We start from the raw sequence: 21,140 nt of genomic DNA on the forward strand, positions 1-21,140 counted from the left end.
AATTCATGTTACACGTTTCTGGTGCTCACGGAAATAGTTTCCGTATCATAATAGGTCAAATTCGTTATAATTTGAAGGATTTCTATCTGTTTCCGCCAGCTCTTGGTACACCAAGGAACCCCAGGCCGAATTTCACCGGAATGAACGGGCGAAATGGCCTGGGGTTGATTGAATGAAGATTTATTTAACAACTTGGGCAAGCTTCTGAACGATTCCGGCCCATCCCTGTTCCATACGTTCGCGTACGATAGCGTGGGCCTGTCCAAACTCGGTCAGTTTATCCGCATCCCAACCGCTGTGAATCAGTGTGAAATCCGTACCTTCGGGCTGTTCATTCAGTTGGAACGTCAACGTCCAGTCCTTACCCCAGCGGAATGACAGCTTGTGCAGCGGATGAACTTCCGTCACCTGACATGGTGATTGGCCGAAGGGGCCTGCTTCCAATATAAACTCGTGACCTTCCACGGGTTCCAGATTGCCTGGCATGAACCAGGTTTTCAGTCCCTGCTCGGTCGAGACCATTTCCCACACCTTCTCTACAGGTGCATGAAGTACCAGTTCCTGCCGGATATCTGGCAGTGCGCTTGATGAATTTGATGATGAATCCATTCGAATCACCTCCTTATACATTTCATTTCGTATGACTACCCGAATAGAAGTTGACCTCCGCTTTATCCCCACCCTATAATTGGAACATATTCCATAAAAGGTGCGTGAATCCTATGATAGTCTGCTCTGAAAAATCCATTTCCAACCGTTGCCGGAAGGGATAATCTTAACGAGTTCCCTTTCACGTTTGCAATTTAATTCATTTACATGTGGGGGACACCTATACTATGTCATTCAGTTATTACGGTCCATTATGCACCGCCGTTTATGATCTTACGAAACCTGTGGGACACTCCTTGGGAGGAGACATTGAATTCTATCGCCATTATCTTCAGCGCTGCAAAGGACGTATCCTTGAAGCCATGTCGGGATCAGGCCGAGTGCTCATTCCTTTGCTTGAAGCAGGCTTGAAGGTGGATGGAATTGATTATTCAATGGATATGATCAATTCATGCCGTTCTCGTTGTATGGAGCGGGCATTACCCATGCCTGAGCTGTTCGTTGCCGATCTGGAGAAGCTTGATCTTCCATATCGATACGAGGCAATTATCATTCCCGGTGGTTCTCTGCTCCTCATCCAAGACAGACAGGCGTCGATTAACGTATTACGTAATCTATTTCAGCATTTAGAACCTGGCGGCAAGCTCGTGTTTGATCTGTTTCTGCCCGATGTGACACAACCCTCTTCCGTAGAAACATCAACCGTTTCATTACCCGATGGTGATACGATTACTGTAGAAGTGAAAACCATTGAAGTGAACCTTCTGCACCAATATAAAGTAAGTCTGATTCGCTACGAACAATGGCGTCAGGGTGCTCTTGTTGCTACGGAGCTGCAACAACTTACCCTACGTTGGTACGGCATAGAAGAGTTACGCCTAATTCTCGAACACATTGGTTTCTCTGACATTAAAGTGTACGCCGACTTTAACCCGGACCAACCACCCACGCAGTCGAATCAAAAATTCGTCTATGAAGCAACTCGAAGAGCGTAGCCATCCGTAATTGGATGGATATGCTGATGCTTCTCATTATACAGATAAGGCCACAGCATAAGGTTTAACCCATGCTGTGGCCTTTTTTACTATATAAAATTTGCACTAACATTTACACGAAAACGAAGAGGACAGAAATAACTTGAAGAAGTGAAGCTACAAGCTTTCTGCAAGAAAGCTACATCGAAAGCATACGCTTCGCCTTTATCCTCAGATTTTCACCTTTGAAAAAGTGAATCAAAAAATCTGGGGATAACAGCGATCGAAAAGTTATTCTGTCATCGGAGTGGCAAGTGTAAATACAATTTAGAGCAAATTAGTATCCACGAGAATATTGCTCCGCAATGGCGGCTTGCTCCTTACTGACACCCAGTTCCAGAGCGGCATGGTTCGCCCAGTACGGATCACGCAGCATACCTCTACCAACCGCGACCAGATCCGCATCGCCGTTGCCAATCACCGCCTGAGCCAATGCTGCATCCTCCAGCATACCCACTGCGATTACAGGAACGTTCAGTTCTTCACGGAAGCGACGGGCAAATGGTACCTGATACCCCGGATAGTTCCCCGGTTTCCGCTGTCCCGCAGGACCTTCTCCACCTGAACTGATATGGAACATGTCCACGCCTGCATCTTGGTAGGCACGAGCGATATTGATGGTGTGGTCGATATCGTATCCACCATCCGCGTATTCTACGGCCGAAATCCGCAAAATCAGTGGCATATCTGCTGGCATTTCTTTTTTCACTGCCCGAATGACTTCTACGCCAAAACGGGACAGATCCTGCCCATATACATCCTCACGATGGTTCATCAGCGGGGAATGGAACTGGTGGATCAGGTATCCATGTGCACCGTGCAGCTCAATGGTATCTACTCCAGCCTGTACTGCGCGGCGAACACCGTCTGCGAACTTCTGCACCATGGCTTCTACCTCTTCCGTACTTAACGCACGAGGCTCCTTGTACTTTTCTCCCGGGAATGTAACTACCGATGGGGCAACCGGCTGCGGAGCATCCTCTGCTTTTCGTCCCGCATGTGCGATCTGAATAGCTACTTTGGAGCCGTAGGCATGGATTCCGTCTACAAGTTTGGTGAAGGCAGGCACATGCTCATCTGACCATATACCCAAGTCATTATCGGTAATACGTCCATCCGGATCTACATCGGTCATCTCAATTACAATCAGTCCTGTTCCTCCAACCGCACGGCTCACATAGTGAACCTGATGCCAATCGTTCGGAATGCCGTCCTTCGCCGTCACGGAATATTGGCACATCGGTGCCATGACGACACGGTTATTTAATTGCAGACTCTTGAATTGATAAGGGGAAAATAATTGTTCAGTCATTGATGTTACATCTCCTGTTCCATGATCATGATATATATGAAGCCTTACTTATTTGTCTAAGTCCGAAAACAGTTTTCCGTTCTTGCCGTAATTGTCCTTCTCCAAATCCTCAATGAAGATAAAGACTTTACTCGGATCAACATCCAGTGTCTCACAAGCCACCTGAGTCATACGTTCAATCAACTGACGTTTCTGCTCAACCGACTTGCCTTCCAGTACCTTAACCGTGATAAATGGCATGTCTAGAACTCATCCTTTCTTCATCATTTATTATGAACCTCAGTTATAGAAATACAAGTACGTACATTTTTGTGACCTAGTACCCTTTTTGATACCTAGAAATCCTCATATTTCGGATCTGCCCCATTCTGGAAATGACTGCAAAACATGATATGATAACCGTAGAGGACCACAATAATTACTATACCCATTTTACATAAGTTGTGACTAACGGTTACACGATAACGGAGAGGGCAGAAATAACCTGTAGAAGCGGAGCTAAAAGCTTTCTGAAAGAAAGCTACTTCGAAAGCATACACTTCGCCTAAAAGTTTTCTGAAAGAAAGCTGCATCGAAAGCATATGCTATCCTCAGATTTTCACCTTTGTAAAAGTGGATCAAAAAATCTGGGGATAACAGCGATCAGAAGGTTATTCTGTCATCGGAGTGGATCAGTGTAAAACAAGTAGCTCAACTTATATACTACTCAAGCTAGGGAGCGATAATAGATGAAAGATATTTTAATTCAAAGACTGAGTACTTATGTTCAGATGGATACCCAATCCGATGAAAATAGCGAGACATGCCCTTCCACACCCGGCCAACTGGCCTTGGGCAAACTGCTCGTTGAAGAGTGTACTTCCATTGGTCTGCAAGATGTGACGATGGATGAGAACGGTTATGTCATGGCTACATTGCCATCCAATACCGACAAGGATGTTCCTGTAATTGGTTTCCTGGCTCACCTCGATACAGCGACCGACTTTACTGGCAAAAATGTCAAACCACAGGTTATCGATAACTATGATGGTGCTGACATTGTGCTGAACTCGGAACTGGATGTCGTACTGTCCAACAAGGATTTCCCGGAACTACACGAGTATAAAGGCCACACCCTGATCACAACCGATGGTACAACGTTGCTTGGTGCAGATAATAAGGCAGGCATTGCCGAGATCATGACGGCGATGGCCTATCTGATTGAACACCCGGAAGTGAAACACGGTAAGATTCGGGTTGCTTTTACCCCGGATGAAGAGATTGGCCGTGGACCGCACAAGTTCGATGTAGCTGCTTTTGGAGCCAAATATGCGTACACAGTTGATGGCGGACCGCTTGGTGAGCTGGAATACGAGAGCTTTAACGCAGCTGCCGCCAAAATTACCGTACGAGGCACCAATGTGCATCCCGGAACAGCGAAGGATAAGATGGTGAACTCTCTGAAAATTGCAATGGAATTGAATCGACGCCTGCCTGTGGAGGAAGCTCCTGAATTCACAGACGGTTATGATGGTTTCTATCATCTGTTGTCTCTGGAGGGTGACGTTGAGCTGACGAAAATGAGCTACATCATCCGTGATTTCGACCGGGAGAAGTTTGAAGAGCGCAAAACAAATCTGCTCCATATCGCAAACGAACTGAAGACCAAGTATGGAGAGAAAAGCATCACAGTTGAATTGAATGACCAGTACTATAACATGCGTGAGAAAATTGAACCCGTACGCCAGATCGTCGACATTGCCCATGAAGCCATGACCCGACTGGACATCGAACCTGTTATTCGCCCCATCCGGGGAGGAACAGACGGTTCCCAGCTATCCTATATGGGCATGCCAACACCAAATATCTTCACTGGTGGTGAGAACTACCACGGCAAATTCGAGTATGTATCGGTAGACAATATGGTGAAAGCAACCCGTGTCATTGTAGAGATCGCTCAATTGTTCGAACAACACGGAGATATCTAATCCACTTGAAGTGCAGAGCAAAAAGAGCACCCCTTGGTATATTCGGGAGGGTGCTCTTTGTTGTGCCGTATTGTATTTTATTGTGTCGCGTTATGTCGCTTAGATATGCAGGCTTGGTCTTTATTTTAAAATCCCATCACTCATATATATTGCCTCCTGCGATGACACGCAACTGTTCCAGATCACAGATCACTAGCTTCCGCTGCACTTTGCGAATAATATCTCGATTACACAGATCTTGAACAACTCTATTAAGATGTCTATAGCTGGTGCCCAGCATATCGGCCAGTTCGGTGAGCTTGGAGGTCTGGATCTCTTCCGAAGAAGACTCGTCCTGGCCCATGGTGGACAACAGATAGCTGGCAAATCGGCTCTCGACCGGATATAACATATTCAGACTCGACAGGTTGGAAAAGGTATACAATTTGTGCGTAACTTGACTCAGCATAAAGTGGAGAAACTTAGGGTTCTCTGCATACGTATTCTGGAGAGCGCGATAGCTGATACCCAGCAGCAGGCTTTTGCTCACAGACTCTACCGTATTCATAGCCTCCTTGCCATTTACCAGTTCCAAATCTCCCACAAGCGCAAGGGGTGTACTGAAACGAAGTAACAGAGACTTGCCGTTAGGCAGGGTGGTATAGATCTTGAGCTTGCCCTGCACGAGAAAATATAACCGCTCAGGTCGTTCACCTTTGGCACATATCATCTCGCCCTTTGCAGCCTCAAGTAGTCGCAACTCAGCGAGCGCAGGCTCGTCCAGCACCTGATCCAACCCATTCTCACGGGCGAGTTGCCGCACAAGTCCAAAGTCCATAATTTCTTTCATTCCGACTTCCCCTCCGTTGTCGAATATAACGCATGCAAAAGGACATATGTCCCATAATTGATGTACATTCGTACAAATATCTTGATATAAAAATAGTTACAGCTAACACTTATATCCAGTAAATCATTTCAAATGGGAAATATTTTAAAATTTAATCATAAAATGTTCATTCTTTCATGCAAAATGCCGTTCACGAATAGCCATTTCCGTCCGATGAAAGATAGAGCATTCCATAGATCGTTAAAAATAATACATTCAAATATTGAAAGGATGGTCCTCTTCCATGAACGTTGTAGATGCCCTGCTTAAAGTAATGCCTTATATCAGCCTGATCCTTAGAGAACCAGCTAGTTTAACTGTATATGATCACGAAAAGGTGTTAGAGGTTATTACCACTGACAAGTTTGACCTTGGTTTTGAAAAAGGAATGCCACTCTTGGAGTCGTATCAAAACTTTTCCATCTTAAAAAACGGAAGAGAAGCTACCCTCGCTACTCTCTCCAAGGACGTTTATGGTATCGAACTGGATATTTTGAACATTCCGATCTTTGATGATCACCAGAAAGTTGTTGCTGTTTTCTGTGTATCTTACGACCAATCTAACCAGAACCAACTTGAGGATATTATACAAGAAAATCAAACCATCAATGGTAACCTCGTTGATATGGTGCAGCATGTCGCTGCTCATGCCGAAGAATTGCAAGCAACCAGTGAGCAGATCTTGCAGAACACAAGACTTGCTGTTCAGAACTCTTCCCAAATCAACAAAGTAGCCGGGTTCATTCGTGAAATCTCTGAGCAAACCAACTTGCTTGGCCTGAATGCAGCTATTGAAGCCGCTCGTGTTGGTGAAGCTGGTGCTGGTTTCGGTGTGGTTGCTTCCGAAGTACGCAAACTCTCTGTGGATGCCAAACAAGCTACAAGTGATATCGATACCAGTCTGAGAGATGTACAACAGGTCATCAAACAGATGGAAGTTGAAGTCTCCCAGATTGCAGCCTCTTCACAGGAACAAGCAACGCTTGTATCCTCCTTTACGGATGTGATTGAGCAGCTTAATGAAACAGGGGAGCGAATGAAAGTTCTGTCCGAACAACTGATCAGCTATTCGGTTAAAAAGTAATGCAACAAACAGGACTCGGGTTGCCCATGATGGATAATCCAAGTCCTGTTGTTTGTTGTGCCCATTTTATATAACCAACTACTTCAGATAAAATCTTAATTGGCTACATGTTTTGATTTATCTCCAATAACTTCTTCTTCCGACTGCCAGCATTCCACTTCACCCGGAATATGAATCCGGTCCCGCGTAAAGACGGGATCACGTCCTTCAGCCTTTTGTTTCTTGTAGTCCTTCAACGCTTCGAAAGTCACCTTGGACAGCATCAGAATTGCAATCAGGTTCACCACCACCATGAGCCCCATGAACAGATCAGCCAAATCCCATACCAGCTGCACTTTGGCTACCGCACCAAACACCACCATCGCGATAACGCAAATGCGGTATACCCACAGCCAAACTTTGTTGGATTTGATAAACTCAATGTTGGTTTCTCCATAGTAATAATTTCCGATTAGTGTACTGAAGGCAAACAGGAACACCATTACCGCCAGGAATCCCGATGCCCATGAACCAATATGTACACTTAAAGCAGCCTGAGTTAATTCAATGCCACCCAGATCGGAACCTTTGTATACCCCGGATAGCAAAATAATCATGGCTGTACTTGTACATATCACTAACGTATCTGTCAGCACGCCAAACGCCTGAATAAGTCCCTGTTTCACCGGATGTGTTGTATCCGCCGTTGCAGCAGCATTTGGGGCACTACCCATTCCCGCCTCATTCGAGAACAATCCGCGTTTCACACCGTTCATCAGTGCAGCGCCCAACGTTCCGCCAGCAACCTGTTCGATGCCGAAGGCATTTTTGACAATCAACGCAATCATGGCCGGAAGCTGGGTTATGTTCGCCAGCACCACAAAAGCCGCCACCCCAATGTACAATACGGCCAGTACAACAACGATGTATTCCGATGCTTTTGCAATCCGCTTGACACCGCCCATGATAATTCCTGCAAATATCACAGCCATAATGATACCCACCGTTAACCGATCCGTGCCAAATGAGTTCTCAAATGCAACGGTAATCGTGTTAGACTGCACCGCATTGAAAACCAAACCGAATGAAAGCGTGATGAGAATGGCAAATAAAATCCCCATCCAGCGTTTGCCCAACCCACGTTCCATATAATATGCCGGACCCCCGCGGAATCCGCCCTTATCCTTCACTTTATAGATCTGAGCCAACGTACTCTCCACAAAACTGGAGGCTGACCCGATAATTGCAATGATCCACATCCAGAATATAGCCCCAGGTCCACCCAGTGCGATAGCCAGTGCAATACCGGTAATATTCCCCGTACCCACACGGGCCGCCATACTAATACAGAATGCCTGAAAAGGTGAAATTTTGCCTGGTTCCTTGCTTTTCCGCTCTAGAAGCACCTTCACCATGTCTCCAATCATGCGGAATTGCATGAATCGGGTCTTGGTGGTGAAATATATACCACATACTACCAATAGTATAATTAACACTTTGGACCATAGAAAATCATTGAAAATGACGACAATATCTTGTATTGTTTGCTCCATCGGTATGCCCCTTTTATGGTGTATTTCAAACACAGAGATGGTCACGTGAAAAGTTTGTACCATTCTGCACAACACTAGCCCCAGACTTCAGGATGTTACTTATACTACAAGGGCATCTACGGAAATCGACAAATACCTACATGCAATTCCTACATTTATTTTAAAAATGGGCTTTGTCGCCCAATCATTGTCATTTAACCTGACATATCAGGTTCTATGCAAGAAGGAAAGGAACGATTACACTGGAACGAGAGTTCATGGCGGAGTTAACCACCTTTACCATAGATTTATCAATCACACCATTCGCAGAGAAAGGGAATGACTGACATGCGTTATTTTATCGTGGATGATGATCCTGGCGTTCGTTCCATGTTGATGGATATTATTGAGGATGAAGGCCTTGGCGATATTGCCGGGGAAGCTGAGGACGGAGCACATATTCACGCGGAAGTGTTGGAAATGCATAAGGTGGATATCCTGCTGATTGATCTGCTGATGCCACAACGAGACGGGATCCAGACTGTGCGGGCGCTTGAAGGAAGGTTCGAGGGCAAGATCGTCATGATCTCCCAGATCGAGTCGAAAAATATGATCGGAGAAGCCTATTCACTAGGCATTGAATATTATATTACGAAGCCGATTAACCGGTTAGAGATTCTATCTGTTCTGCGGCTGGTGAACGAAAGGCTTCGGATGCAGCAATCCATCGCAGATATTCAGCGGACATTGCAGGGATTGTCCGGTTTGAATTCTATCGAACGTGCTGCGGCTCCTGTTCCGGACAAAACAATTACGACTGCAGGACATTTCCTGCTGTCCGAGATGGGCATGATCGGCGAAGCAGGCAGCAGAGATCTGCTGGACATGCTGGAATATCTGGAGCAGGTAGAGACAGATGAGCATAAGCTGTCCCCCTATACGTTCCCATCCCTCAAAGACATCTTCCAGAATGTAGCGATACGTAAACTGGGAGAAGACGCCTCTCTCGCAGAGGTGAACAAGGAGATCAAGGCATCGGAACAACGTGTTCGCAGGGCCATCTTCCAGACTCTGAGCCATGTGGTTTCTCTGGGATTAACAGACTATACACATCCCAAGTTCGAGAACTATGCATCCAAATTTTTCGATTTCACTGAAATTCGCAAGAAAATGCTGGAGCTGCAAAACAATGTGGAGCCTTCCTTGTCCCAAACACGCATTAATACAAAAAAGTTCGTACAGGTCCTATATTTGGAAGCCAAACGATTACTGCATTAAACAGATGCATGATGGATACGATGCTAAAACAAACGGGCATGAATATTACGCCGGTAGGATACCGCCTCTTCAAATGAGGATATCCATTTCGGCTATATTCATGCCCGTCTGTACGATCAAGCGTTACAATCTATGTGATTTGTTCCGTGTATAAAATTAAAATCGCTTTGGGTTCAGGCCCGTGAATGGTTTCGGCTAATTCGGTTATACTCATTAATCAATTCGTCCAATGCCATAGACTGCCGAATCACATCGGGATGCCCAAGACCACCCTTGTTATGCTCTACCAGCATATGAAGGTTATGTCTGGCCTTCTCTATTTTATTTTTCAAATCCAAACTCATAACCATGACCCCTGATACCTCCTTATTCTGTGAACCATTTTAGTTTTTCCTGTCAATCTATAGTTGGATTAACATATGGCATAGGAGACAAGGATGTTTTGTATTCTTCTCCAAATTTTGATAAAGATTATTTTATCACACAAGAGCTTATCCGAAAATGGCTGATATGACGCAATTTTAGTGGTATTATCGTGGGTTGGATTCTAGCGTCTGGCCTCACCATTCACCGCCAGAATGGATTGTGTCGTAAATGTGTATATTGAAAAAACAAAAAGTACATTGGTTCAAAAGGTAATAAAATCCCTTTCCATAACGGGGTCATTCAGGTACAATAGGGCGATGTGTGTGTCCGGACCCGGCGGATACAAATGATGTAATTTAGAGGACGGCCAACGACGGCCATTGATCCTGATTTGATATTATTGGAGGCTTAATCATCACCATGCAGACCGATTCACAGACTAAAGTCAAAATTGTTAACGCCGATCCCAGCGCAATGGGATTATTTGGGTTGGCTATCGTAACCCTGGTCGCTTCTTCCCAAAAGCTTGGCATTACAGAAGGACTTAGCTACGCTATTCCTTGGGCGATCTTCCTGGGTGCCTTTGCCCAGCTATTCGCATGTATTCAAGATTCCAAACGCAACAATACCTTTGGCACAACGGCTTTTGGCGCGTACGCATTCTTCTGGTTTGCTATGGCTGCCAACTGGATGATCAAAATGGGCGTATTTGGCTCAACGCTTGCTGAACAGGCCGATGGCAAGCAGCTCGGATTTGCTTTTGCCGGATACCTCGTATTCACCCTGTTCATGACGATTGGTGCTATCGAAGCGAATAAAGTATTGCTTATCATCTTCATTCTCATTGACTTCCTGTTCCTTGGCTTGACCTTTGACGCTTTCGGCGTAGCTCCTCACATTTTCCACACCATTGCAGCATACGCTGAACTGGCGATCGGAATTGTGTCCCTGTATGGTACAGGTGCTTCGGTACTGAACGCTCACTTCGGTTATGCGTTCTTGCCGATCGGCAAACCGTCCGGCATTTTCAAGCCCAAGGCTTAATATACAGCAGTAAACCGCCAGCGCGCCGGTCCGCGCCTGGCGGTTTTTTATGCAGTCCAATTTCAAGTCACAGCAGCCATACTGTAAGGAGGAAAAAGCATGAGAGAGATACCGAAACCCACGGAGATGGATCAGGTGGAGAAAAAATATGTACGCGAAACACGTTGTTTCAAGACGGCACGGGTATTCCCAACCGATGTCAACAATCATAATACGTTATTCGGCGGCAAGCTGATGTCCTACATCGATGATATTGCATCCATTGCCGCTTCCAAGCTATGCCGGGTCAATACTGTAACGGCTTCAACCGACTCTGTCGATTTCCTGTACCCGATTAATCCAACGGATTCGGTTACACTTGAATCGTTCGCGTCCTGGACAGGACGAAGTTCCATGGAGATTTTTGTGAAAGTGATTCGAGAGGATCTGAAGACCGGAGAGAAGAAAATTGCGGCGACTGCATTTCTGACCTTTGTGGCCCTGGACGAAAATAATCGCAAACTGATCGTACCCCGCATTATCCCGGAGACGGAAGAAGAGAAGAAACTATACGAGACCGCTCCGGATCGGGCGGCCATGCGGAAACAACGGCGGGAAGAGAGCAAGAAATTCGCTGACTTCCTGACCGTTACTTATCCTTGGGAATAAAAACACGCTAAACAATAACAAGATTGAACACCAGCATTACATTATCTGGTCGATGCCGGATAGATGGACACCGCTCTGTTATCCGGCAGTTCACCACCCATGGAGACACACCACTGCTGATAGATGCGATACGCTGCACCACTCTCCAGCAATCCCTGACAAGTGTATATGCCCTCTTCGATGGAATTGACACGCCCCGCCGCGTACAAGCGGAAACCTCCATTTAACAAGACCTGATTCACAAAAGCAATATGACCATCACCGCTTAACACACTTTCCGCCACTTCAAGCTGCTTCGCAGCCGTCCAGACCAGTTCCGGCACGGGCATATCCAGTTCATAGGCTGCTGGATCAACCAATTCCAACTTCATATCGCTGTCTTCCACGGCGTATACGCGGGTTGGGCGATCAATATACAGATCCTCTGAACCTTCCATCCCCTGTACAACATAAGCACGACGATAGTTAAACCGGGTGAGCAACTTCGCAATCCGATCCAGAAAGGTATTATGAAACACACCAAACACCAAATACGGTGAATGGTTATAATCAATCAGTTTCTCTGCTGTGTTAAACACAGTTCGAAAACCCAACTCTTCCCGTAACGGACGAAGCTTGCGAAGAGGTGCGCACCAATCCTCGGAGGACACGTACATGACACCCGAACGCAATGCAGCGCTCCGGGCATCTTCCCGATCCATCTTGTGTGTATCAATTCCCACTTCCTTCAAAAGCACGGACAACGTGACGCCCCACTTGGGTGGTAAAGGATCACTCCCGTGCAAAGTCACCGGCAACCCGGCCGCCGCGAGTACAAACGCAACCGGAAACGTGGCCATGAACGACTTTGTCCGTCCATCATAAGGACCCGCACAGTCCAATCCATCCTGAAATATGGAGAAACGTTCCGCACTGTTACGACAAGCATGAACAAAAGCTTCCAGTTCCTCGACGTTTTCCATTTTCATACGTTCAGCCATTAGAAACGCAGCCGTCTGGGCAGGGGAAACCTCCTGTTTCAGGATTTTCTCTGCAACGGTCAGTGCTTCTGTATAATTCAGATCACGCGAGCCTCGTTTCCCACGTCCGACCTCTCGGAGTATCTGAGACATATCCATGGAGAATCCTCCTTCCAATTAAGACTGGAGCAGTTGATGGGCCTTCACAATTGCTGTAGCTACATCGACCATCCGTTTGCGTTCATCCATCGCTTTCTTGCGTAACAGGTCATAGGCTTCGGCCTCTGAAATCTGCTTCAGATCACTAAGGATAGCCTTCGCCATATCAATCCACTTCCGATCCTCCAGCCTGGATTGCAATTGCTTCCGTTCCTGCTCCCACTGTTTGCGTTCCATGTAACGTCGGGCTGCAAAGTGAAGAGTCCAGTGAATCTCGGGCCCAGTCATGGATGGCGTAAGTATTCCATCAAATGAGATTTCGACCTCGCAGGACTCTGCGGAGGAAGAGGCTGTATCTGGCGCGCACCACCAAAGCAGCGGTGAATCCGACTTCCCCTTTCCCAGGCAGTTCACCCAGTACTCCACATCATCCAGCGACAGATGCAAAATGGACGCTTCGGCCGCACGAGCTAGCTTCACCGCTTCCGCTTCACTACCCGCCACCTGTACATGGTACCCGTTTGCTCCCAGCAGCCTCTCCGGTGTCAGAGGGATTGCATCGGATGAGGTAGCTATCGTTGGTTGAACACGGATGACCAATAAAGATCGCATGATGGATCAATCCCTCCCCTATTGCTATAATCAGAGTCCACATCATTTAAGACGTTAATACATGAAAGCAATAAACATGTTACATTACCTAACAAAAATTAAGTAGTGACGATTATGCGTCTTATTTTTAACATTAGAATGATCTTTTCATGCCTCATCATGTTGCAATAAAAAAGGGTGAAACACTATACATGGCACCTTTTCTACAGTATTTATCGTATCCAGCGTGCTAACGTTATCTAAAATCCTTCAAACTAAGAAGATATACTCGTAAAACTTCGTCGTCCATTCGATATTCCAATAAACTCATGTAAACATAATTAACTTTAAATTTCAAATACTTTTTTATGTTAACTATATTGACATGAATAGATCGATCTTTTATAGTTAAGCCATAACAACTCCATATTTGAATCGATCACAGTTACAACGGCGTAGCTGGTTGAAACGGCAATGAAGCCTGTTTTGCAATCTCGGAGCAAGGGATGCGTATGTATATGCGCAGTCCTCCGAGGCATAACAGGCTTTTTCGATTTTAGAGACAAGGTTTTGAGGCAGTTTGCAGAATGGACCTAAGGGGGCTAATCATAATGAGTACAACGAAAAAACTGGTGCTGGTCGGCAATGGCATGGCGGGAATCCGCACAATCGAACATATCCTTAAGCTTGCTCCACACGCTTATGAAATTACAGTCTTCGGCGCAGAGCCGCATCCCAACTACAACCGGATCATGTTATCTTCCGTACTGGCTGGCGGAACATCCATCGAAGATATCGTAATCAATGAGTGGAGCTGGTACGAAGATAACGGCATTCGGGTGTACCCGGGTGACCCGGTCGTTCAGATCGATACCAAGCACAAGGAAGTTGTATCTCAAAATGGTGTACGCGCAGCCTATGATGAGCTGATTATGGCAACCGGTTCACAAGCGTTCATCCTCCCTCTTCCCGGAGCTAACAAGGAAGGCGTGATCGGTTTCCGCGATATTAAAGACTGCGAGACCATGATGGCAGCATCACAAAAGTATCGCAAAGCTGCCGTCATTGGAGGTGGATTGCTAGGACTGGAAGCAGCGCGGGGGCTGCTCAATCTGGGCATGGACGTCACAGTCATCCATATTAACGGTCATTTGATGGACCGGAATCTGGATCTCCCTGCAGGTCTGATGCTCCAGCGGGAGCTTGAAGAACAGGGCATGAAGTTCCTTTTGAACAAACATACCGAAGAAATCACAGGCAAACAACGAGTAAAAGCCATTCGTTTTACTGATCAAACGGTACTTGAAGCGGATCTGGTTGTCATGGCTGTCGGGATTCGTCCGCAGATTGAACTGGCTCGCAATACCGGCCTCGATGTAAATCGTGGAGTCATTGTAGATGATTATATGCATACCAGCATCCCTGGCATCTCTGCCGTTGGCGAATGTGCAGAACATCGCGGTATTGCCTACGGACTGGTTGCTCCATTATATGAACAAGGTATGGTGCTCGCAAAACGCCTGGCTGGCGCTGCAACCGAGGGATATGAAGGTTCAGTCACTTCTACCAAGCTGAAAGTATCCGGTGTGGACGTATTCTCTGCCGGACAATTCAAAGACGCTGCGGACACTCGCAGCATTCGTATTCAGGATGACGTCGATGGTGTGTACAAAAAGATGGTGATCAAAGACGGACAGCTGATCGGAGCTGTATTGTTCGGGGATACCACGGATGGCGCATCGCTGTTTTCCCTCATTAAGAGTGGTGAGAACATCAGTGGTCGGGAGAAAGAAATTTTGCTCGGTGTACCTTCCGGTGGTTCAGGCTCGGGTCCATCTGTCGCAGAACGAATGGCGAGTATGCCGGATGACGAGATCGTCTGTGGTTGTAACGGTGTGACCAAAGCTTCCATTGGAGACGCCGTTCTGAATAAAGGCTGTAATACACTCGGTGCAATCAAATCCTGTACCAAAGCTTCCGCTTCTTGCGGTGGGTGCAAACCTATTATCGAAAACCTGCTCACATATTATGCCGGTGATAATGTAGGTGAACAGACCAAAGAAGGCATCTGTGGCTGTACATCCTATGATCGGGATGAGATTGTTGCACAGATCAAGGAGATGGGACTCAAAAGCGTCAAGGAAGTCATGAATGTTCTCGGTTGGAATGAACCGGAAGGTTGCTCCAAGTGCCGTCCTTCCCTAAACTATTATCTCGGTATGATCTGGCCGGCTGAATACACAGACGAGCGTGTATCCAAATTCACCAATGAACGCTATCATGCCAACATCCAGAAGGACGGTACCTACTCCGTTATTCCACGGATCTATGGTGGTGTTACTTCTCCAGCGGAATTGATCAAAATTGCGACTGTTGCAGAGAAATACGATGTGCCTTTGGTGAAATTCACGGGTGGACAACGACTCGATCTGCTCGGTGTTCAGAAGGAGAACCTGCCGAAGATCTGGGAAGAGCTTGATATGCCTTCCGGTTTCGGTTATGGCAAGGCGCTGCGTACGGTGAAGACTTGTGTAGGTAATACGTTCTGCCGATTCGGCACACAGGATTCCATTGAGATGGGTATTCGTCTGGAGAAAAAACTCGACAAGATGGTGGCTCCAGCCAAAGTAAAACTCGCTGTCTCTGGATGTCCGCGGAACTGTGCTGAAGCGACCATCAAGGATCTGGGTGTTGTCGCCATTGATGGCGCTTGGGAGATTCACGTTGGTGGTAACGCCGGAGTTAAAGTTCGTGCAGCCGAGTTGCTCTGTACGGTAAAGACCGATGCGGAAGTGGAAGAGTGGACTTACTCTTACCTGCAATATTATAGAGAGAACGCAAAATGGAATGAGAGAACAGCGGCATGGATTGAACGGGTTGGTCTGGATCATGTGAAGGAAGCATTGGCGGATCGGGATGTACGTCTCGCTCTGGTTGAACGTCTGGAAGTTACACTGGGTCACACGGTTGATCCTTGGAAAGAAATCATTGAAGATGAGAAATTGCGTAAAAACTTCACCCCACTGTCCGGTGCCGAGCCGGTAACCCACTAGAAGAGGAGGAACAGCGATGAACAAATTCCGGATTGGACACCTTGCGGATATTGATGAAAAGGGAGCACGGACATTCCTGATACAGGACACCGAAATTGCCGTCTTCAAACTGAGCGACGGAAGTCTGCACGCCGTCGAGAATCGCTGCCCTCACAAGGGCGGCAAGCTGTCGGAAGGCATGGTATGCGGGACAACCGTTCATTGTCCTTTACATGACTGGAAGATTGATCTGCGTAACGGTAAGGTACACGAGCCGGATGAAGGCTGCTTGAATACCTACAAAACAGAAGTAGACGGCAACAGCGGAGAAATTTACATCACGATTGCGGGCTAAATGCTAGAGATACCCTGACATCAAGGAGGCGTGCGCTATGGATTTTGTTAAACCTGCAGAAGTGCTGCAATCGATGGTCGAAGCTGGTGAAAGCAAGGCCAGAATGAACCGGGTACAGATGCTGATCCGCGGCTTTCTGGCGGGGGCTATCCTTGCCTTTGCAACCACATTGGCATATACCGCTGTATCTCAAACTTCCGTTGGTTTGGCAGGTGCACTGATATTCCCGGCTGGATTCGCCATTATTATTCTGCTGGGTCTTGAATTGGTGACAGGAAACTTTGCGGTGCTTCCACTCGCAGTGATGAAACGTAAAATTACATGGATGGAGATGCTCCGAAATTATTTTGGGGTGATCACAGGACATCTAATCGGATGTGCATTCTATGCTCTCTTATACGGCCTGACCATTACCAAGATGGGTACGGATATGAGCAACCCTCTAATTCAAACGCTGATCCAGACCAGTGAAGCCAAGACACTGGGGTATCAGCACTTGGGTGGAGCAGGCATTGTACTGGTGATCATCAAGGCCATTCTATGTAACTGGATGGTCACACTCGGGGCAGTGATGGCGATGACATCCACTTCTACTCTGGGTAAAATCGTAGCGATGTGGCTGCCCATTACCATATTTTTCGCTCAGGGATTTGAGCACGCTGTGGTAAATATGTTCGTCATTCCAGCAGGCATGATGCTCGGGGCACAGGTCAGTATCGCTGACTGGTGGCTGTGGAATCAGATTCCGGTATTGGTTGGCAATCTCATAGGCGGAGCCGTATTTACTGGACTCGGTCTATATGCTGCACACCACTGGGGAAATCCGGTGAAGCTATCGACCAAACTGGCAACCATTCAGGGTGGTCGTTCAGGATTGGCAAGTTCCGATGCTGCACCGAAATTGGGGACACGATCATGAGCCGGGGCCTGGTTAGTATTGTTGGCGCTGGTCCTGGAGATCCGGATCTGATTACAGTAAAAGCCCTGAAACGTATTCAGTCTGCAGATGTCATTATGTATGATCGGCTTGTGAATGATCAATTGCTCGCCGAAGCTCGTGAAGGAGCACTCCGCATCTACTGCGGCAAGGCCCCAGGCCTTCATTCCATGAGTCAGGAGATGATTGGACGGATGCTTGCTGCACATGCGGCGGAAGGCAAACAAGTCGTAAGACTCAAGGGTGGCGATCCGTTCATCTTTGGCCGTGGTGGTGAAGAAGCGCTTGTGCTGGCGGAAGCAGGGATTGCATTTGAGATCATTCCTGGCATCACTTCGGCTGTAGGTACATCCGCTTCATCCCTTATTCCGTTAACTCATCGCGGGATTGCTTCATCCTTCGCATGTGTCACCGGAACCGGCAGTGATGGAAGTGTATCTTCGGTCCGCTGGGATCTGCTCGCCCATAGTGTGGATACACTGGTCATCTACATGGGCATTAGCCAACTGCCCCAGATTCAACATGAATTGCTTCACCATGGCAAAAGTGGACACACCCCTGCGGCTTTAATCGAACGGGGAACCACCTCGGAGGAACGGATTATTACCGGCACACTTGCCGAACTCCATTCCCTCGCCAAGTCGCATCAAGTGAATAATCCGGCATTAATCATGATCGGCGAGTCCGTCCTGATCCGCGAACAACTGCTTCAGATGCAACAGGCCGCGAACGCCTCCATGACCGGATAATCGAATTGGATTCCTTCATCTATATCAATTGAACTAAACATTTACACAAAACGGAGAGGACAGAAAGGACCTGAAGAAGCGGAGCGTTCGCCTTTATCCCCGGATTTACCCTTTATAAAAGGAATCAAAAAAATCTGGGGATAACAGCGATCGGAAGGTTGTTCTGTCATCGAAGTGTGCAGTGTAAATATTCTTTAGTTCAATTGATATAGAACAAAACTCCCATTCGACCTTTAATCCAATAGCATACGCTCATGAATAGTCCGGCCCTTCTGCCCTGGTTCAATCAGCAGACGGGTCGGTTTGATGTTAATCAGCGCCGTAAGCTGCTCTCCCATATAATGCGCTGAATACTTGAATCCAATCTCTGCCCAATGCATGATCACGCCTACCGTAGCAGATACCAGATAACTTAACATGATGTCGTAATTAATCGTCCACTCACTATCCTCGGTCACCAATACAAAATCTTCGGTTAGATACGTTCTAAACATATTGCACAGCCGGGAGCTCATATCTGAATGCATTGTTATTAATGCACGAAAGATATCCTGATGGGCTTCAATATATTCGAATACAGGCATCGTGGATGGCAGCAATGCAGTCATGTCCACTTCTTTGAGCTGTGCGTATGGTTCTGCATAAGCTCGACCCACTCCCTGCATGAAATCATCCAGAATGAACTGCAACAACTCCGGTTTGCCGGGAAAATGTAAATAGAAGGTTCCACGGTTGTAATCCGCCCGCTCCGTAATGTCCCGAATGGTTAAAGCATCTGCTCCCTTCTCCAATATCAAAGAAACCGCCGCAGCGATGATCGCATCCTGTGTTCTTCGTGCTCTCCGGTCCTGAGGATGTTCAATGATCAACATTTTCGCCTCCTTTGTTCATTATTGTAATATAAATGAACACCGCTTACACCTCTGTCCGATAGCTGACATATGCGATGTCAATGATTATTGTCACATTGCTATGTATATCTTAACATTGAGACAGGAAAGATAGACGACAGGTTGAAAATTTTTTTGAGAAATACCTGCCAATAATGAATAAGGAGCGAATAGTTCATGAGTACATCTTATACACATACAGCCGTTATTACAGGAGCAGCCGGAGGCATTGGTAAAGAATTGGCACGTCGCCTTGCTGAGCGCAAAATCAACTTGGTTCTGGTCGACCTGAATGAAGAAGCTATTCAACAGACAATTACTGATCTGAACCTCGACAAAGAGCACGTCATCGCCGTAAAAGCGAACGTATCCCAGGAAGCAGACGTGAAAAACTATGTGCAAAAAGCATTGGATGCTTTTGGCCGAATCGATTATTTTGCCAACAATGCCGGAATTGAAGGTCCTACAGGGCTGATTGAAGACCTGAGTGTTGAAGCACTGGATACGGTATATAACGTCAACATTCGTGGGGTATTCCTGGGTCTGCAAAATGTCATTCCAGTGATGAAAAAACAAAAATCCGGTGCGATTCTCAATACCTCTTCCCTCGCGGGTCTGATGGGTGCACCTGCTGTATCTCCATATATTATGTCCAAACATGCCGTAGTTGGTCTCACGCGTACCGCTGCAAATGAACTGGCACCTTATAATATTCGGGTTAACGCTGTATTGCCAGGCACAATCAACACACGTATGATGCGCCAGATCGAAGCAAATTCCGGTAACGTGGAAGATTATCAATCAGCAACCGTGTCCAGCATTCCAATGGGCCGTTACGGTGAACCGGAAGAAGTTGCTGCTGTGATGAACTTCCTGTTGTCCGAAGAAGCATCCTATGTAACAGCTTCCCTCTACACTGTAGATGGCGGCATGATGGGTCAATAAGAAGCTGCAAACGGTAGGATTGATAAAGATTGGGTCGATAGAACTTCAAGTCCATCCTTAGCAAAGTTATACCGACAGGTATTCCCGGAGGGATGCCTGGTCGCTACAATCTAAAAAAGGCCTCAACACCACAGTATTGTGGAGTTGAGGTCTTTTTGACAGTACAACACTTGCCATGCAGAAGGCTGCATCTGTGAGATTTCACTTTTGGAACAGCCATTTAATCCCTCGTTGCACTCTGTCATACTCTAATGAACCTAGGACACCTTATTTCGGCTAAAATCGCTTATTTCCCAAACTAAAGAATCTCAGACACGCTAATTCCGCAGAAACGCTGCCATTGCACCGAAAAGTCCTGAAATCCAGAGAATAACGCGTCTCAGATTCGTTACATTCTCAAACGAGCGAGAAATACCCGAATAGCGCGTGTGAGATTCGTTAGATTTTGCCTACACTTAACTTAATCGACGTACCCCGCGTGACCCTTGTCCATCAAGTAGTCCATCTCCGCATCCAGTATGCTTTCCACGGTCAACTCATCCAGCTTCACATCTTTGCGACTAAGGATGTAGTCAGCCAGATCATCACCGTCAATATCCACATCATTGCCTTTGGAATTCTCATGCGCCTTGTTGATGTACGCTTGCTCATGCTTCAGCACAAGAGCAATATTCGCCTGGCTTGCCTTCGTTTTATCTGCAATATACTGCATCATTTCTTGTTCATTAATTGCGTTTGCTTCTGCCACGTTCAGTTCATCTCCTTGATTCATACATACTGTTGCCATTGTAGCATAGGTTAA

The 21,140-nt window shown here is 46.7% G+C and carries 21 protein-coding genes; 11 read left to right on the plus strand and 10 right to left on the minus strand.

Going from position 1 to position 21,140, the window contains the following annotated elements:
• Positions 1-180: 180 nt before the first annotated feature.
• On the minus strand, positions 181-609 hold the full coding sequence (locus MKY66_RS28890) for an SRPBCC domain-containing protein (protein WP_076213967.1): 429 nt from the start codon (positions 607-609) through the stop codon (positions 181-183).
• 227 nt (positions 610-836) lie between these two features.
• On the opposite strand from MKY66_RS28890, the gene MKY66_RS28895 reads away from it, so the two are divergent.
• Complete coding sequence (locus MKY66_RS28895; RefSeq protein ID WP_076213964.1) at positions 837-1,604, plus strand: class I SAM-dependent methyltransferase; 768 nt, start codon at positions 837-839, stop codon at positions 1,602-1,604.
• A 316-nt stretch (positions 1,605-1,920) separates the two neighbouring features.
• On the opposite strand, the gene MKY66_RS28900 is transcribed toward MKY66_RS28895, so the two are convergent.
• On the minus strand, positions 1,921-2,955 hold the full coding sequence (locus tag MKY66_RS28900) for an NADH:flavin oxidoreductase/NADH oxidase (RefSeq protein ID WP_076213962.1): 1,035 nt from the start codon (positions 2,953-2,955) through the stop codon (positions 1,921-1,923).
• A 48-nt stretch (positions 2,956-3,003) separates the two neighbouring features.
• Positions 3,004-3,195: a 2-hydroxymuconate tautomerase family protein gene (locus MKY66_RS28905; protein WP_017691642.1), complete on the minus strand. Its 192-nt coding sequence runs from the start codon at positions 3,193-3,195 to the stop codon at positions 3,004-3,006.
• 488 nt (positions 3,196-3,683) lie between these two features.
• On the opposite strand from MKY66_RS28905, the gene pepT reads away from it, so the two are divergent.
• Positions 3,684-4,922, plus strand: a complete 1,239-nt coding sequence (gene pepT, locus MKY66_RS28910) for a peptidase T (protein WP_076213957.1) — start codon at positions 3,684-3,686, stop codon at positions 4,920-4,922.
• Positions 4,923-5,058: 136 nt separating this feature from the next.
• Here pepT and MKY66_RS28915 read toward each other — a convergent pair whose 3' ends face one another.
• On the minus strand, positions 5,059-5,751 hold the full coding sequence (locus MKY66_RS28915) for a cyclic nucleotide-binding domain-containing protein (RefSeq protein WP_076213954.1): 693 nt from the start codon (positions 5,749-5,751) through the stop codon (positions 5,059-5,061).
• Positions 5,752-6,034: 283 nt separating this feature from the next.
• Here MKY66_RS28915 and MKY66_RS28920 point away from each other — a divergent pair, with 283 nt between their 5' ends.
• Positions 6,035-6,874: a methyl-accepting chemotaxis protein gene (locus tag MKY66_RS28920; RefSeq protein ID WP_076213952.1), complete on the plus strand. Its 840-nt coding sequence runs from the start codon at positions 6,035-6,037 to the stop codon at positions 6,872-6,874.
• A 95-nt stretch (positions 6,875-6,969) separates the two neighbouring features.
• Here MKY66_RS28920 and MKY66_RS28925 read toward each other — a convergent pair whose 3' ends face one another.
• A complete protein-coding gene (locus MKY66_RS28925; protein WP_076213949.1) occupies positions 6,970-8,406 on the minus strand; it encodes an alanine/glycine:cation symporter family protein in 1,437 nt (478 codons plus the stop codon).
• Positions 8,407-8,733: 327 nt separating this feature from the next.
• Here MKY66_RS28925 and MKY66_RS28930 point away from each other — a divergent pair, with 327 nt between their 5' ends.
• A complete protein-coding gene (locus MKY66_RS28930; RefSeq protein ID WP_076213946.1) occupies positions 8,734-9,663 on the plus strand; it encodes a response regulator in 930 nt (309 codons plus the stop codon).
• Positions 9,664-9,836: 173 nt separating this feature from the next.
• Here MKY66_RS28930 and MKY66_RS28935 read toward each other — a convergent pair whose 3' ends face one another.
• Positions 9,837-10,013, minus strand: a complete 177-nt coding sequence (locus tag MKY66_RS28935; protein ID WP_017691636.1) for an aspartyl-phosphate phosphatase Spo0E family protein — start codon at positions 10,011-10,013, stop codon at positions 9,837-9,839.
• Between the two features lie 436 nt (positions 10,014-10,449).
• Here MKY66_RS28935 and MKY66_RS28940 point away from each other — a divergent pair, with 436 nt between their 5' ends.
• Together MKY66_RS28940 and MKY66_RS28945 are read left to right on the plus strand one after the other, a co-directional pair.
• Positions 10,450-11,073 (plus strand): GPR1/FUN34/YaaH family transporter, encoded by a 624-nt coding sequence (locus tag MKY66_RS28940; RefSeq protein ID WP_036671640.1) that lies wholly within the window; start codon positions 10,450-10,452, stop codon positions 11,071-11,073.
• Positions 11,074-11,208: 135 nt separating this feature from the next.
• Positions 11,209-11,721, plus strand: coding sequence for an acyl-CoA thioesterase (locus tag MKY66_RS28945; protein WP_026081401.1), 513 nt, complete (start codon positions 11,209-11,211; stop codon positions 11,719-11,721).
• A gap of 41 nt (positions 11,722-11,762) precedes the next feature.
• Here the strand turns inward: MKY66_RS28945 and MKY66_RS28950 are convergent, their stop codons facing one another.
• Both MKY66_RS28950 and MKY66_RS28955 read right to left on the minus strand, forming a co-directional pair.
• The gene (locus MKY66_RS28950; RefSeq protein WP_076213944.1) at positions 11,763-12,839 is read right to left on the minus strand and encodes an anthranilate phosphoribosyltransferase; all 1,077 of its coding nucleotides are present in this window, start codon (positions 12,837-12,839) and stop codon (positions 11,763-11,765) included.
• Between the two features lie 18 nt (positions 12,840-12,857).
• Positions 12,858-13,451, minus strand: coding sequence for an ANTAR domain-containing protein (locus tag MKY66_RS28955; protein ID WP_076213941.1), 594 nt, complete (start codon positions 13,449-13,451; stop codon positions 12,858-12,860).
• Positions 13,452-14,041: 590 nt separating this feature from the next.
• On the opposite strand from MKY66_RS28955, the gene nirB reads away from it, so the two are divergent.
• Genes nirB through cobA form a run of 4 tightly spaced genes read left to right on the plus strand, consistent with a single transcriptional unit; the run spans position 14,042 to position 18,503 of the window.
• On the plus strand, positions 14,042-16,483 hold the full coding sequence (gene nirB / locus MKY66_RS28960; protein ID WP_076213939.1) for a nitrite reductase large subunit NirB: 2,442 nt from the start codon (positions 14,042-14,044) through the stop codon (positions 16,481-16,483).
• 16 nt (positions 16,484-16,499) lie between these two features.
• Entirely contained in the window at positions 16,500-16,817 is a 318-nt protein-coding gene (gene nirD, locus MKY66_RS28965) for a nitrite reductase small subunit NirD (protein WP_076213936.1), read from the plus strand.
• A gap of 37 nt (positions 16,818-16,854) precedes the next feature.
• Positions 16,855-17,736 (plus strand): formate/nitrite transporter family protein, encoded by an 882-nt coding sequence (locus MKY66_RS28970; RefSeq protein WP_076213933.1) that lies wholly within the window; start codon positions 16,855-16,857, stop codon positions 17,734-17,736.
• The gene (gene cobA, locus MKY66_RS28975) at positions 17,733-18,503 is read left to right on the plus strand and encodes a uroporphyrinogen-III C-methyltransferase (protein WP_076213931.1); all 771 of its coding nucleotides are present in this window, start codon (positions 17,733-17,735) and stop codon (positions 18,501-18,503) included. The genes MKY66_RS28970 and cobA overlap by 4 nt, the downstream gene beginning before the upstream one ends.
• A 233-nt stretch (positions 18,504-18,736) precedes the next feature.
• Here the strand turns inward: cobA and MKY66_RS28980 are convergent, their stop codons facing one another.
• Positions 18,737-19,375, minus strand: a complete 639-nt coding sequence (locus MKY66_RS28980) for a TetR family transcriptional regulator (RefSeq protein ID WP_036612163.1) — start codon at positions 19,373-19,375, stop codon at positions 18,737-18,739.
• A 195-nt stretch (positions 19,376-19,570) separates the two neighbouring features.
• On the opposite strand from MKY66_RS28980, the gene MKY66_RS28985 reads away from it, so the two are divergent.
• On the plus strand, positions 19,571-20,338 hold the full coding sequence (locus tag MKY66_RS28985; RefSeq protein ID WP_017691632.1) for an SDR family oxidoreductase: 768 nt from the start codon (positions 19,571-19,573) through the stop codon (positions 20,336-20,338).
• A gap of 460 nt (positions 20,339-20,798) precedes the next feature.
• Here MKY66_RS28985 and MKY66_RS28990 read toward each other — a convergent pair whose 3' ends face one another.
• Entirely contained in the window at positions 20,799-21,053 is a 255-nt protein-coding gene (locus tag MKY66_RS28990; RefSeq protein WP_047841084.1) for a hypothetical protein, read from the minus strand.
• Positions 21,054-21,140 lie beyond the last annotated feature (87 nt).

It is taken from the genome of Paenibacillus sp. FSL R5-0766 (assembly GCF_037971845.1).
Taxonomy (GTDB): Bacteria; Bacillota; Bacilli; order Paenibacillales; family Paenibacillaceae; genus Paenibacillus.

Excerpts from the sequence above, each read along its gene's own strand:
- MKY66_RS28890 (WP_076213967.1), bottom strand. The coding sequence starts at position 609 with ATGGATTCATCATCAAATTCATCAAGCGCACTGCCAGATATCCGGCAG.
- MKY66_RS28895 (WP_076213964.1), top strand. The coding sequence starts at position 837 with ATGTCATTCAGTTATTACGGTCCATTATGCACCGCCGTTTATGATCTT.
- MKY66_RS28900 (WP_076213962.1), bottom strand. The coding sequence starts at position 2,955 with ATGACTGAACAATTATTTTCCCCTTATCAATTCAAGAGTCTGCAATTA.
- MKY66_RS28905 (WP_017691642.1), bottom strand. The coding sequence starts at position 3,195 with ATGCCATTTATCACGGTTAAGGTACTGGAAGGCAAGTCGGTTGAGCAG.
- pepT (WP_076213957.1), top strand. The coding sequence starts at position 3,684 with ATGAAAGATATTTTAATTCAAAGACTGAGTACTTATGTTCAGATGGAT.
- MKY66_RS28915 (WP_076213954.1), bottom strand. The coding sequence starts at position 5,751 with ATGAAAGAAATTATGGACTTTGGACTTGTGCGGCAACTCGCCCGTGAG.
- MKY66_RS28920 (WP_076213952.1), top strand. The coding sequence starts at position 6,035 with ATGAACGTTGTAGATGCCCTGCTTAAAGTAATGCCTTATATCAGCCTG.
- MKY66_RS28925 (WP_076213949.1), bottom strand. The coding sequence starts at position 8,406 with ATGGAGCAAACAATACAAGATATTGTCGTCATTTTCAATGATTTTCTA.
- MKY66_RS28930 (WP_076213946.1), top strand. The coding sequence starts at position 8,734 with ATGCGTTATTTTATCGTGGATGATGATCCTGGCGTTCGTTCCATGTTG.
- MKY66_RS28935 (WP_017691636.1), bottom strand. The coding sequence starts at position 10,013 with ATGGTTATGAGTTTGGATTTGAAAAATAAAATAGAGAAGGCCAGACAT.
- MKY66_RS28940 (WP_036671640.1), top strand. The coding sequence starts at position 10,450 with ATGCAGACCGATTCACAGACTAAAGTCAAAATTGTTAACGCCGATCCC.
- MKY66_RS28950 (WP_076213944.1), bottom strand. The coding sequence starts at position 12,839 with ATGGATATGTCTCAGATACTCCGAGAGGTCGGACGTGGGAAACGAGGC.
- MKY66_RS28955 (WP_076213941.1), bottom strand. The coding sequence starts at position 13,451 with ATGCGATCTTTATTGGTCATCCGTGTTCAACCAACGATAGCTACCTCA.
- nirB (WP_076213939.1), top strand. The coding sequence starts at position 14,042 with ATGAGTACAACGAAAAAACTGGTGCTGGTCGGCAATGGCATGGCGGGA.
- nirD (WP_076213936.1), top strand. The coding sequence starts at position 16,500 with ATGAACAAATTCCGGATTGGACACCTTGCGGATATTGATGAAAAGGGA.
- MKY66_RS28970 (WP_076213933.1), top strand. The coding sequence starts at position 16,855 with ATGGATTTTGTTAAACCTGCAGAAGTGCTGCAATCGATGGTCGAAGCT.
- cobA (WP_076213931.1), top strand. The coding sequence starts at position 17,733 with ATGAGCCGGGGCCTGGTTAGTATTGTTGGCGCTGGTCCTGGAGATCCG.
- MKY66_RS28980 (WP_036612163.1), bottom strand. The coding sequence starts at position 19,375 with ATGTTGATCATTGAACATCCTCAGGACCGGAGAGCACGAAGAACACAG.
- MKY66_RS28985 (WP_017691632.1), top strand. The coding sequence starts at position 19,571 with ATGAGTACATCTTATACACATACAGCCGTTATTACAGGAGCAGCCGGA.
- MKY66_RS28990 (WP_047841084.1), bottom strand. The coding sequence starts at position 21,053 with ATGATGCAGTATATTGCAGATAAAACGAAGGCAAGCCAGGCGAATATT.